Below are 12727 nucleotides of genomic sequence, written 5' to 3' on the forward strand. Positions count from 1 at the left end.
GTGATCAAGCGCGCTGCGAATCTCTTGCAGGGGCCGGGTGATGCGCGCGCATTCGCCGCCTTCGTCCTGTGTGCCGTCCTGGCCGTGCCTGCGGGTTTTGTGTTCGTCAAGCCGGCGGTGGCGGAGCGCCTGATCGTGCACGGCGGTTACTATTACATTCTGGCCGTATTCAGTCTCTGGATGTACTTCGCGTGGCGAATGGTCGCGGCGCGGCGCGACGTCCTCGCGGGGTGGGTCAGGCGGCCGGGCTGGCCGGGCCTCGTGCTGGTCGCCGCGACGCTCTTTGCGGTGTGGAGCGACACGTTCGCGCACAAGGTGCTGTTTGACGAATACGTCCTCGAGGGCACCGCGTGGCACATGCATCTGACGAAGGAAGTGGGCACGCCGCTGCGGGCCTACGACTTCGACGGGACCTGGCTGGTGATCGATACGTTCCTCGACAAGCGGCCGTATTTCTTCCCGTTCCTCGTCTCGCTGATCCACGACCTCACCGGTTTCAGAATCGCGAATGTCTTCGCGCTGAATGTCGCCGTGGCGTTCGCGACGCTCGCCGCGACTTATTGGCTGGTGAAGGCGCTCACCGCCCGGGTGGCGCCCGCCTGCCTCGCCGTCGGTTTGCTGGCAACGCTCCCGCTCTTCGGGCAGAACGCGACGGGCGCCAGCATGGAACTCCTCAATCTTGGCATGATCGCGGGCGTGATGGTCGCGGCGACCTTGTACCTGCGGGTGCCTGGTCCGGATCGGCTCAGCGTCCTGGTGCTGGGCACGGTGCTGCTCGCGCAGACGCGCTACGAGTCCGTGTTGTTTGTCTTTCCGGTCGCCGCCGTGATCGTCCTCGGCTGGCTGCGTCACGGACGTATGATCCTGTCCTGGCCGGCGATTATCGCGCCGTTGCTGCTGGTGCCGTACGTCTGGCATGATCGCTTCGTCTCGACGAAACCGATCCTCTGGCAGTTGCGCGACGGCGAGGAGACGCGATTCGCGTGGAAGTATCTTGCCGGCAATCTCGAGGGCGCGAAGGGCTACTTCTTCAGCCTCTCGCCCGGCCAGCCCAACTCACTCTGGCTCGTAACCGTGGGTGGAGCGGGCGTCCTGTGGGCGCTCGTGCGACTCGCGCAACGCTGGCGTCAGCGGGAAACGCTCCCGCCGGTGCCGGCCGGGTTTCCCGTCTTCGGCTTCTTTGCCCTCACTCTCACCGCCAATCTCGGCCTGCTGATGTTTTATTACTGGAGCCGGCTGGACGAACCCATCGCCACCCGCTTTGCGCTGCCGTTTTGTTTCGCGCTCGCCGTGGCCGCGGGCTGGGTGGCGCATGCGTGGGATCTGAAGCGGTTCGCCGCGACGCGCCTCGCCGGACTTGGGCTCGGCGTGTGGCTCCTCGTGTTTGCCGCACCCGCGTATGCCCACCGCTTCTACACCACGCAGAACATGGTTCTGCACGAATTGAATTGGGAACTCGAGCAGGCGGCGGAACGCCATCGGCGCGGGCCGATTCTCCTGATCACCGCGAAAGCCACGCTGCCCTTCCTGCTCGAAAAAATTCCCGCGCTCAACACGACGATCGCAACCGTCCGAGGCCCGCAGATCGCCTGGCACCTCAAGGAGGGAACGTTCCGCGAAGTGATCGTATCCCAAGTGCTGCGACCGACCTCGGCGCAGGGCGACGCCATCGTCGATCCGGACGAAGTGCTGCCGCCGAACTTCCGCCTCGAAACGCTGAAGGAAAAACGCTTCGGCGGCCGCTGGATTCGCATCAGCCGGCTCGTGGGCGTGGATCCCGTGCCGGCCGTTACTCCGACCGGCCAGTAGCGCCGCCTGGTGCCAGTGCGCGCTCGATCAGCTGGCGCCACGCCTCGAGCGAGCCGCCGGTCGCGCCCTGGATTTCAGCGGCGGTGAGCCGGAAGATGAACATGGAATGGCCGACGACGGCGTCCGCGCGCCGCGCGCGGAGATAGTGGCACAGCCGGGCGAAACGCAGTTGTTCGTAGCGTTTCCACGCCGCGTTCCAGTTCTCTGCGGGCGCATCGCGCAGGAGCGCCGCCCGGCGCTGCGGATCGCCCTGGTACGCGAGCAGGTCCGGCTCCACGAGCCGCAGCTGCTGAAACTCCTTTTCGAGCTCGATGGTCCAGTCGCCCCGGATCTTCGCGTACACGTGCTGCAGCATGGTGGCGCTGATCGCGTAGACACCCGGACTGAGCATGTGCCACCGGCGGGCCGGCCCGACCTCGGGCAGCGTCGGCAGCGCGGTCGCCTGAATGCCCTCATATGGAGCGTCACCGGTGCCGAAGTACGATAGATACACCGGCTCGCCGCGGGCGTTGGCCTTCAGCCAGTGCTGCAAACCTGGCAGTTCCTGGCCCCAGTCGAGCGAGCTGTCCACCAGGTGGCGCCAGCCGTTCTGCGATCCGCCGACGATGGCGTTGAAGTACGCGAGGTAGTGCGGTCGCGCCCGCATCGACTCCACGGCATGCCAGCCGACGGCACCCAGGATTGCGACCGCGAGCAGGGGGCGGCGGAAATCGATCCCTTTTGCCAGCCAGCCGGCTGCGATGAACAACACGGGGTAGGTCGGCAGGATGTGGCGGTGGCCGATGTTGAGATGGCTCGCGAGTGATGTCATCCAATAGACGACAAACAGCGCGGCGAGCGGCAGCAGCGGACGCAGCGGTTGCAGGGCGGCAGCGAGGCCGGTGCCGCGTATCCGTCGCGCGGTGACCGCGATGGCGGCGGCGGCGCCGCCGGCGAGGAGCAGCAGCAGCGGCAGGGTGGTCTTGACCAGAAAGGCGAAGGGAAAGAACGAGACCCAGCCGGAGATGCCGTACTCGCCGTTCATGAACGCCCCGCGCGCGCGGGAGAACTGCAGCACGAAGGTCAGTCCGTACAGCCACGCCTCCGGCAGCACTCGCCAGTGGTTCAGCCACCACAGGATCTTCGCCTTGAAGCCGATGCCCGTAAGCGTCCAGCCCCAGCCGTGATTGAACGTCGCCTCCGCGGCGAGCTCCGGGCTGAACGCGCTGTAACGAAAGCCGTAAAACATCCACACGACCACCCACGCGACCGCCGCGTGCCCGAGCGTCGAACGGGCGAGGCGCAGCAGCGTGGGCCGCCAGCCCGCGCGTCGGGCTTCGCCGAGCGCCCAGCCCACTGCCGTCAGGGCGAGCATCGGCGCGAGCAGCGGCGCGGAGAATTTGGCCACGAACGCCACGCCCAGCGTGACGGCGCTGATCGTTCCCCAGAGAAAACCCGGCCGCTCGAGGTGGCGCCACCAGGCACCAACGGAGGCGACGAAGAAAAACGTCATCACGACATCGGACGTCGCGAGCGCACCGTGGGCCAGGAACGTCGGGCAGAACACGAACAGCACGAGCGACAGGAATCCGCCCTTCCAGCCGAACAGCGCGCGCGACCACAGGAAGATCAGCAAACCCGTCGCAGCGCTCACCAGCGCGATCATCGCCCGGCCGAGGAAAAGCCATTCGTCGGCCGAGATGCCGTTGCGGTAGAAAAACGTGTATCCGTAATTCCAGACGTCGGCGGTCCGCCATGACTCCAGCGTCGTCGGCGGCTGGCGGACCCCGGCCAGCGTCATGGGCAGGGCGGCGAGGCGTTGCGGCAGATTTCCGTTCTCCGGCTGCAGCCGGTAGTCGCCGCGGGTGTTGTACGCCTGGCCGGCGACGAGATGAGCGATCTCGTCGGAGGTCATGCTCTTTTCCGCGGTCGCCGTCACGGCGAGCGTCGCGTGTAACAGCGCCAGCCCTACGGCGAGCGCCAGTAGAAATGCGGTGGAGGGCGCTCTCACGGTGGCGCGGCAGCGGCGACGCCGATCCGCAGCGTCCAGTTGCCGATCACGGTGTCCTGGGTCTGCGCCGGCATCATGCGGCGGGCGATGCCCCAGTCGGACCAGTCGTTGCGAAACACGATCGCCCGCAGGCCGGGCGGCAGCTGGGTCGCCGCATGTGCGGGTGAAATCGGCATGCCTGCCTTGAAGCGCGCGTACATGCCGTCCTCGTCATGATAGTAGCGATGATCGCTGTAGAGCGTCACCAGCGGATGTACCGGAAACCACACGGCGTGGTGTTGCCGGGCCGCAAGCTGCGCTGCGACGTGATACTCGCTGGTCTGCGGCCGGAGGGTGAGATCGGATTCGTGCAACACCCGGCCGCAGGTCAGCGCGGCCGCCGCGATCGCGGCGGTAAAATACGCGGTCCACCGGCGCGTGTCCGGTGCGCTCGTGGTGAAGAGCGTTGCCAGCACGGCGGGAGTCCAGAGAACGAAGCTGTGAATGGAGTTCGTCCAGCCTCCGACCTTCATCATGCCCGCGAGGCCCAGCGGCAGCGTGCAGATCCACGCGAGCGCCGGCAGCAGCAGACGCGGTTGGGAAAACGCGCGGCGGCCGGCGACCATCACGAAGGCGGGCAGCCCGGCGTGCAGCAGGAGTTCGGGAGCGACGGCGCGGAGCCGTTGCGCGACGTCGGGGGCCCAACCGAGACGGCCCGGCACGGCGACCAAGGTGTGCCAGAGGCCCGGCGCACCGAAGATGGCTATGGCCGCAACCGCGATCACGGTTCCGGCCACGACGCAGCGGCCGGCGTGACGAAGCGCTTCGCGCGGGCCGATCGTCACTCCCAGCCAGATCACCTGCGCCAGCGGAATGCCGAGGCAAATCTGTTTGCACGCGACTGCGGCGGTGGCGATCAGCGCTGCGAGCCAGAGCCCGGTTTGCCCGCGGGCGCGCACGAGCAACAGGTTTCCCACGAGACCGCAGGCGACCGCGAGATTGTCAGAGAAGAGCACCGAGTAGTGCAGCTCGGGCCAGACCGCGAGGCAGAGCAGAAACGCGAGCGCGCGCCCCAGCCAGGTGTCCGTCCCGTGATCCGCCGCGGGCCACGCGAAGCAGACGAGCGCGATCGGCACGAGCGTCAGCGCCATGTTCATCCCGGCGGCAATCATGATGGCGTCGGCGGCAGTCGAAGCCCAGCTCGCGGGCCAGAAGAACAGCACGGGCAGCGGTCCGTACATCCACGTGCTGACCGTGCCGTCATGGGCGGTCGGATACACCGGCCAGCCTTGCGCGAGCGCAATGGTGGGCGCGAGCCGCATGTCGTTCCAGGGCACGGAGGGAAAGCGGCAGTACCGGCTCCACAGCCAGATCGCGAGCAGGCCGGCGGCCAGCGCGAAGGCGCACCAGGTGCCCAGGCGCAGGGCGGAAACCGTCGGGCGGACGGGCGCGGTGGAGGGGCTCATGCCGGAACGCGCGGATCTACCCGGCGGTGGCCGGCGACCGGACACGGCGCGCCGTCGCTCGGTTGCCGACGCACGCGTGGCGCGGGGAGACGTTCATCTCCCGGCATTTTTTGTCCGCTCCCGGACGTGTCGAGTGCATTCGCGGCCAAGCGCTTCAGCTTTACGGACTTTTGCACTTGGAGAAGCCGGAGGGGTGAAACAGCGTGCTGCACGACCGGATGGACGCCGCCGAATACGCCAACATCGCCGCACTCGAAACCGATCACTGGTACTATTCGGGCAAACGCCGTTTCGTCCGGGAATGGATTCAACGGGTGCGTCCGCCCGGGCCGAACGACCTTCTGCTCGATTGTGGCGCCGGGACCGGTTCGTTCGCGCAGGAGATGGAGCGGCTGTGCCGCGTGATGGTGCTCGACGATCACGAGGAGGCGTTGCGTTTGCTGCGCACGCGCTTCCGGCCGGACCAGATCCTCAGTCTCGCGGGCGATCAGGTGCCGTTGCCCGATGCCTCGCTGGAGTACGTCACCGCACTCGACGTGCTTGAGCATGTGCCTGACGATCGCGCCGTGGTTCGCGGCTTCCATCGCCTGTTGAAACCGGGCGGGCTCGCGGTGATCACCGTGCCCGCGAGCATGGCGCTGTGGAGCGACTGGGACGTCGCGCTGCATCACTTTCGTCGATACGATCGGCCGCAGTTGCGCGCGTTGTTTCCGTCGGCGGAGTGGGACGTCGTCCACGTCAACTACACCAACGTGCTCGTCTATCCGGCCGTGTGGGGCGTGCGCACCTGGCGCAAGTGGCGCGCGTCGTCCGAGCGTCCGGCGGCGACCACGGCGCGTACGGAAGACACCATTCCCGCGCGCCCGATCAATGCGTTGTTGCGCGCGCAGTTCGTCCAGCTCGCGCACTGGCCGGTACCGTTTCCCTTCGGCGTCAGCTTGATCTTGGTGGCTCGCCGGCGCGCGTGACGGCGCGGCCGCGGAACTTAAGCTGGCCTCGACGCATCCGTCTGGCCACTACCGCCGCACGCGGGCGAGACCGATCTCCGCGCCGTCGGCGTCGCGGAAAATGATCGTCGCGTCGTTCCCCACCGGAGACAGGCGTTCGCGGTCGTAGTAGAACGAGAGCTGGCTCGGGCCGGACAGTTGCAGCGGCCAAGCGGCGCGCTGCGGTGCACCGGCGGCGATCCCGCGCGGGTTGAGCGCGGTGACTTCGACGCGGGAATTGGTGGCGTTGAGCACCACGGCGCTCGCGGCGGGCAGCAGTTCAATGCTGGCAATCGGCCGGCGCGGCGGCACGAGCAACGACAACGTCAGCAGCGTGCTCTCGGCCTGCGGTCCGTCGGCGGCGGTGGCGCGCACCCGGGATTCGGCGAGCAGGTAGGGTTCGATGCGCCGGCCGCGATGGACGCGGAACTCAAAGCGGTCGACCGTGAACGCGGTTTCGAACTCATTTTCGACGTACGCGAGCAGGCGTCCCTTTGGGGCGAGTGATCGTTCGGCGAGGAACTCGACGTGGCCGCGATCGATGATCACGCACGCGCGGGGCGCGGCTTTCAGCGCGTCGATGATGGCCTGCTGCCTCGATTCATCCAGCAGCGAGAACCAGTGCGTGACGTTGGCCTTCGTCGGCGTGGGCAGGTCCGTCCACAGATTCAGGCTGAACATGCCCGGCAGCGAAAACAGCAGATCGGCGTGCGCGGCCGCGTTCATGGTCAGCACGCGAAACAGCGCGGACGATTGATCGGGCAGGCGAATCATCTCCGCTCCCGGCAAACCGAGATTCTGCCCGTGCCGGTAGCGACCGCCCACCTTGGCGAGGTTCCAGCCCAACGCTCCGATCAACGCGATCAGCGCCACCTGCACCGTGAGGCGAACGGGGCGGCGTGCAAACCAGCCCGGATGCGGCCGGTGCGCGAGCCAGGTGGCGGCATCCCAGGCACCGATCACGACCAGTGGTATTGCCAGAAAGGATCCCCACGCCATCTGGCTGCCCGGCACCGGAAACGCATGCAGGCACTGGCCCAGCAGCAGGAGCGCGAGCCAGCTGCGGGGCTGCGTGGCGGCGGACGACCCGCCGCCGAGCGGCCATACGAATAGCCAGATGCCCGGCAGCGCGCAGCCGAAGGTCAGGTAGTCGGGGCTGACGCCGGGAAAGCGCGCGAAGACGACGGCGAGCAGGGTCGCGACGACCAATCGCGCGTAGGCGACAGCGCGGTCGACGCGCGCAGGATCACGCTGACGCAGCAGGCACGCGGCGATCGCGGCGAGCAGTGATCCGAGCGCGATCCAACGTATGCCCGGCGGCCATACAAAGCGCAGGCTGAAGCTCGCGGGGTGCCGCAACGGGCCGAGCAGGACGCCCTCGAGCACTTCCGCGGGCGTCGTGCCGCGAAGAAAAATGGCGCCGAGCACGATGACGGCGACGCCTCCGGCTGCGGCCAGGCCGATGCCAAGTTCACGCCCGCCGACGCGCCCCGTCGCTCCGGCTGCGATTGCGAGCACGGTCGCCAGTCCGCCGCCGGCAAAGGCGAGCGCATAGTCCTGCACCCATGGCGTCCCCAGCAGCGGCCGCATGAGGGCGAAGGGCATTGCCACGGTGCAGGCTCCGAGCACCCACGGGGCCCACCGACGGACCGAGTCGTTGCGATGATGCAGCGCCCACCAGGTGCACGTCGCGAAGGCGGCGAAAACGCCGATGTTGATCTTCGTGAGCAGCAGCGCGGCGGTGATGCCGCCGGCGAGCAGCGCCCACGCGACCATGCGATCGCGTGCGATCCATTTGTAACCGAACACGGCCAGCAGCGCGACCAGCAGGCCGATCAAGCCACCCGGATGCGTCGGCTCGCTGGCCATCACCCAGAGGTAAACAAAGACGCCGGCGAGCACCGCCAGTCGGGCGACGAGGTGGCGCGTCGCGTAGCCGGCCATGGCCGCGCAGGCGATCGCCATGCCGGCCCACGTGCCGACGGTCAGCAGTCGGCCGACGGTGTGCGTGAGCGGCAGGCCCAGTGACTGGAGCGCGTGATACGCGACAAACGGAAACGGTCCGTATTGAGAATAGACTTCGCGGTAGAGGCCGCCGTGCTCGGCGTAGTTCCGCAGCGAGAGCAGCACATAGCCCTCGTCGTCGTAGTACATGAACGCGCTGAACATCACGAACGTCGCCGCCACCACCAGCAGCGCGGTGGCCACGCCCAGCACGACGGTTTCCAGCCAGGCGGGTTGAACCCGGGTGGACGACTCCCTCACGTGGTCGAACCGGAGTTGTCCCGGGCGCGCGTCCGGCCCGGTTGCTTCACGACGTAGTTGGGCCGGCGTTTCACCTCGTCGTAAACGCGTCCGAGATACTCGCCGAGCACGCCGATGCCGATGAGCTGCACGCCGCCGAGAAAGAGCACGACCGTCACCAGCGTGGTGTAGCCGGTGGGCGCCGTCTCAATTCCGATGATACGCCGCGCCGCGTAGAAAATCGCGGCGGCGAAACCGGCAAACGCGATGAAGATGCCGGCATACGTCAGCGCCCGCAGGGGCAGATGCGAGAAGCTGAAGAGGCCGTCGAGTGCGTAGCGCACGAGGCGCTTGAAACTCTGCTGCGGCTGCCCCGCCGCGCGTTCCTGGCGATCATAGGAAACGTCCGCGGTGTTGAAGCCGATCCACGCGCGCAATCCGGGAAAGAAGCGATGCCGCTCGGGCAGCGAGTTGAACGTGGCCAGCGCCTCGCGTCCGAGCAGGCCGAACGTCCCGGTGTTGGGCTCGATGGGATAGTCGGTGAGTTTGCCAAAGAGGCGGTGAAAGGCGTCGAAGCCCACCCGCCGCAAGCCGGACTCGCTGCGCGACCGACGCACCGCGCGCACGACGTCGGCTCCGCCCCGCCACGCCTCGACCATCGCCGGAATCACCTCGGGCGGATCCTGCAGATCGGCATCCATGGTGATGACCGCATCGGACGTCGCGGCCTGCGCGAGCCCGGCGGAGAGCGCGCTCTGAAAACCGAAGTTGCGCGACAGCTCCACCAACTCGAAACGCGGATCGCGCGCGACGTGGGTCCGGATCACCGCCACGGACTGATCGCGGCTGCCATCGTCGACCAGCACGGCGCGCCACGTACAACCGGGATTGCCGTCGAACAGCGCGGTCAGTCGCGCGATCAATTCGGGCAACACGGCCTCCTCGTTGAACACGGGCGTGACGACGGTGACGACGGGAGAGGACACGAGAGTAAGGGAGAGCTTTGGCGAAACGGCACGCAACGCCGTTTCTGATCAGTGATTTCAGTCAGCGAACATCAGGCCGGCGACGGCTGAAAGGATGCATCGGCACACCGTGGAGCCGGGGAGTGTAAAAGAACTGTTTGGCCGCCGCGTCAGGCGGCCTGTAGTCAGAATGTTTTCGTTCATTCGGGCAGGCGCACTTCGCCGAGGTTTTCGCCGTGGACGCCTTTGAGGTAGAAAATGGCGGTGCCAGCGGGTAGCGCCGTCAGCGCGGGATCGAAGGTCAGGGCCACCATCGCGAGCCCGGTGATGGTCAACGGCCAGGGCATGACCTGGCCGAGACGCACAGGGCGGCCGGCTCGATCGATCGGCGTCACAGTCGCCGACGCATTGCCGCCATTCAAAGCGAGGCCGTGCGACGGCGTGTCCGTCAGGGGCGCGGCCTCAATCGCGGCGATCGGCCGTCCGTCGCCGACGAGACGGAACACCAGTTGCGGGTTCGCGGCGACGCCGGCCAACGAAGACGACGTCGGGGCAACCTCGGCGATGTTCAGCGTGGCGATGGCCGCCCCGCGGCGGGCGTGCAGCGCAAAGCCGTCGAGCCGGAAGACAGGTGCGAAGTGCTGTTGCAGGTAGGCGTGGAGCGCGCCCTGCACGGGCACGCCGATCTGGTTCATCAGGTGCAGGAGCCGTTCCTCCACGACGACGCAGCTGCGCGGCGTCTGTTCGAGTTGCGTGATGATCGCGCGCTGGTCGGCTTCGCTCAGCAGCGTGAACCACACCGTGGTGTTTCGCTGCGATGGCGTGGGGAGGCCCGTCCACAGGTTGAAACTGAACATGCCCGGCAGGGAGAAAAGCATGTCGGCGTGAACCGCTGCATTCAGTGCGAGGATACGATAGGCGGTGCGCTGCGGCTCGGGCAGCCGGATCAGTTCAGCGCCGGGCAATTCCAGATCGGCCCGCGCCGCGTGCGTCGTATGCGTGCGCTGCGCGACCCAAAGAGATTTGCCCACGGCGACCCCGGCGATCACGACGGCGAGGCTTTGCCAGCGAAGCAGCGTGGAAGCCGGCGTCGGGCCGCGGGCGTTCAGCCAGCGCCGCACCTCGTCGAGACCGATCGCGACGAGCGGCATGAAAAGGAAGGTGCCCCAGCTCTCCTGAATCCCGCCGATCGGAAACGCGTGCAGGTACTGCAGCAGAAGCACCAGCGCGAGGAAGCCGCGCAACCGCGTGATCGCCGGAACCGCCGCCGCGCCGGTGAGTGGAATCGTCCAGATCCAGAAGGAGGGGGCGAGGTAGCTGAAGATCGCACCGATCACCCGCGCCTCCATCAGGAGTACGATCCCGATCAACAAGGCGATCATCTGTACGGCCCGAAGTCCGAGGATCAGGCGATCCGCCGCCGCCGTGGCGCCGCGCCGCAGAAGCCCGGTGTGGAGGACAAACGCCGCCAGCGAGAGCGCGGCGAACGCGAGGGTGCCCGGCCGCCAGTCGACGGCGTAAGAATAGCGCGCCGCGTGGCGCATCGGTTCGAGGAGAATGCCGTCGACCAGCGCGAAGAGTGTTGTGCCCCGCACGCACACCACGCCGATGATCGCGCCCGCCGTGATGAAGCCACCCAGCAGCAGCGCGCGCACCGACGTCGCCGTGAGCAGCGGTTCAGGCCGCAGCGAACGGCAAACCGTTACGGTACCGACCGCGAATACGCCCAAATACGTCCACACCCAGGGCTGCGACCAGAGCGGTCGCATCAGGGCCACTGCCAGCGCGATGATCAGCCACGGTCCCACGAGGGCAGCGTATCGACGCACGCGGTCGGAGGACGCGTGCAAGGTGCCCCAGACGACGACGGCCACGGCAAAGAAAACGCCGACGTTCACTTTGCACAGCAGCAGTACGGCGCCGGTGGCGCCGGCGAGCCAGCTGGTCTTTTGCCACGCGCCCGTATCGCTGGCGATCGCATGGGCGTACACGACGCTCGCGAGGAGGAAGATGATCAGCGTGCCCGGGTGAAACGGTTCATCCGGGATGAAGTACAGGTAGAGAAACGTGCTCGCCGCGGTGAACAGCGCCAGGCTGCGCGCGCCGGTGAGCCGGTGCACGAGCGCCGTGCACGCGCCCGCGGTGCCGAGCCACAGTGCGAGCGTCAGCCAGCGCGCGCCGTGGTGGGTGAACGGTTTTCCCAGGACGCCTTGAATTGCGTCGGTCAGCACGTAGAACGCGGGGCCATACTGGCTGTACACCGCGTGGTAGAGTCCGCCGGTCCGCCACTGCTCGCGGGCTGAGATCAGGATGTAGCCTTCGTCGTCGTACGCGGGGAGCGTCGTGAAAAGCATCCAATATCCGGTGACGCCCAGGATCGCGAACAGCACCATCACCACCGGCGGCGCGTGGAACCAGCCGGCGCGGGTGGGAACGGCGCGTGACGTCATCCGGCCAGCGAATCAGTCCGCCCGCCGGCTTGCTCGCGTAAAATCGCCGTTCGCGAGGGAACGGACGACATTTACGAAATTGAAACGTCGTGCTTCCCGCGGCGCGATCTCAGCGCAGGAAATTGTATTTGAAGATGGCCCAGAGCGCGCGGAAGCCGTCGCGCCAGCCGATCTTCTTTCCCTCTTTATAGGTGCGACCGTAGTAGCTGATGCCCACCTCGTAGATCACACAGTCGAGCTTCGCGACCTTGGCGGTGATCTCGGGTTCGAAGCCGAAGCGGTTCTCCTCGATCTTGATCTTCTGGAGCACTTCCCGACGGAACATCTTGTAGCACGTTTCCATGTCCGTGAGGTTGATGTTCGTGCCCATGTTCGAGAGCAGCGTGAGAAACTTGTTGCCGACCATGTGCCAGAAATAGACCACGCGGTGCGCCTCTGCGCCCATGAAGCGCGAGCCGAAGACGACGTCGGCCTTGCCGTCGAGGATCGGCTTGAGCAGCCGGGGATATTCCTGCGGGTCGTACTCGAGATCGGCGTCCTGCACGATCACGACGTCGCCTGTCGCCGCGGCGAAACCGGTCCGGAGCGCCGCGCCTTTGCCCTGGTTGACCTCGTGATAGATGATCTTGTCGACCAGCGGCGCGATTTGCGTGCGGAGCAGATCGCGCGTGCCGTCGCGCGAGCAGTCGTCGACGATGATGATCTCCTTGTCCGCAATCGGCGCAGCGCGCACGCGGTCTACGATCGTGCGGATCGTTTTGGCCTCATTGTAACAGGGAATGACGACGGAAAGTTTCATGCTGCGCGCCCGGACGCTAGCGGACCGGGGGTGCGCGGC

General features: G+C 67.0%; 8 protein-coding genes. 2 read left to right on the plus strand and 6 right to left on the minus strand.

Annotation, left to right across the window (positions count from 1 at the left end; translation table 11 throughout):
- Complete coding sequence (locus ACLJEU_RS03135) at positions 1-1809, plus strand: hypothetical protein (RefSeq protein WP_414661030.1); 1809 nt, start codon at positions 1-3, stop codon at positions 1807-1809.
- Here the strand turns inward: ACLJEU_RS03135 and ACLJEU_RS03140 are convergent.
- Entirely contained in the window at positions 1790-3799 is a 2010-nt protein-coding gene (locus ACLJEU_RS03140) for an ArnT family glycosyltransferase (protein WP_414661029.1), read from the minus strand. The genes ACLJEU_RS03135 and ACLJEU_RS03140 overlap by 20 nt on opposite strands.
- Positions 3796-5244, minus strand: a complete 1449-nt coding sequence (locus ACLJEU_RS03145; RefSeq protein ID WP_414661028.1) for a hypothetical protein — start codon at positions 5242-5244, stop codon at positions 3796-3798. The genes ACLJEU_RS03140 and ACLJEU_RS03145 overlap by 4 nt, the downstream gene beginning before the upstream one ends.
- A gap of 218 nt (positions 5245-5462) precedes the next feature.
- On the opposite strand from ACLJEU_RS03145, the gene ACLJEU_RS03150 reads away from it, so the two are divergent.
- Positions 5463-6212: a class I SAM-dependent methyltransferase gene (locus tag ACLJEU_RS03150; RefSeq protein WP_414661027.1), complete on the plus strand. Its 750-nt coding sequence runs from the start codon at positions 5463-5465 to the stop codon at positions 6210-6212.
- A 48-nt stretch (positions 6213-6260) separates the two neighbouring features.
- On the opposite strand, the gene ACLJEU_RS03155 is transcribed toward ACLJEU_RS03150, so the two are convergent.
- From ACLJEU_RS03155 to ACLJEU_RS03170, 4 genes are all read right to left on the minus strand, one after another.
- Entirely contained in the window at positions 6261-8495 is a 2235-nt protein-coding gene (locus ACLJEU_RS03155) for a hypothetical protein (RefSeq protein ID WP_414661026.1), read from the minus strand.
- On the minus strand, positions 8492-9460 hold the full coding sequence (locus ACLJEU_RS03160; protein WP_414661025.1) for a glycosyltransferase family 2 protein: 969 nt from the start codon (positions 9458-9460) through the stop codon (positions 8492-8494). Before ACLJEU_RS03160 ends, ACLJEU_RS03155 begins: the two co-directional genes overlap by 4 nt.
- A gap of 179 nt (positions 9461-9639) precedes the next feature.
- Entirely contained in the window at positions 9640-11889 is a 2250-nt protein-coding gene (locus tag ACLJEU_RS03165; protein WP_414661024.1) for a hypothetical protein, read from the minus strand.
- Positions 11890-11998: 109 nt separating this feature from the next.
- Positions 11999-12688: a glycosyltransferase family 2 protein gene (locus ACLJEU_RS03170; RefSeq protein WP_414661023.1), complete on the minus strand. Its 690-nt coding sequence runs from the start codon at positions 12686-12688 to the stop codon at positions 11999-12001.
- Positions 12689-12727: the final 39 nt, after the last annotated feature.

It is taken from the genome of Terrisphaera buseokensis (genome assembly GCF_047521145.2).
GTDB lineage: Bacteria > Verrucomicrobiota > Verrucomicrobiia > Opitutales > Opitutaceae > ER46.

Coding starts and splice junctions, on each gene's coding strand:
- ACLJEU_RS03145 (WP_414661028.1), bottom strand. CDS start 5,244: ATGAGCCCCTCCACCGCGCCCGTCCGCCCGACGGTTTCCGCCCTGCGC.
- ACLJEU_RS03150 (WP_414661027.1), top strand. CDS start 5,463: ATGGACGCCGCCGAATACGCCAACATCGCCGCACTCGAAACCGATCAC.
- ACLJEU_RS03165 (WP_414661024.1), bottom strand. CDS start 11,889: ATGACGTCACGCGCCGTTCCCACCCGCGCCGGCTGGTTCCACGCGCCG.
- ACLJEU_RS03170 (WP_414661023.1), bottom strand. CDS start 12,688: ATGAAACTTTCCGTCGTCATTCCCTGTTACAATGAGGCCAAAACGATC.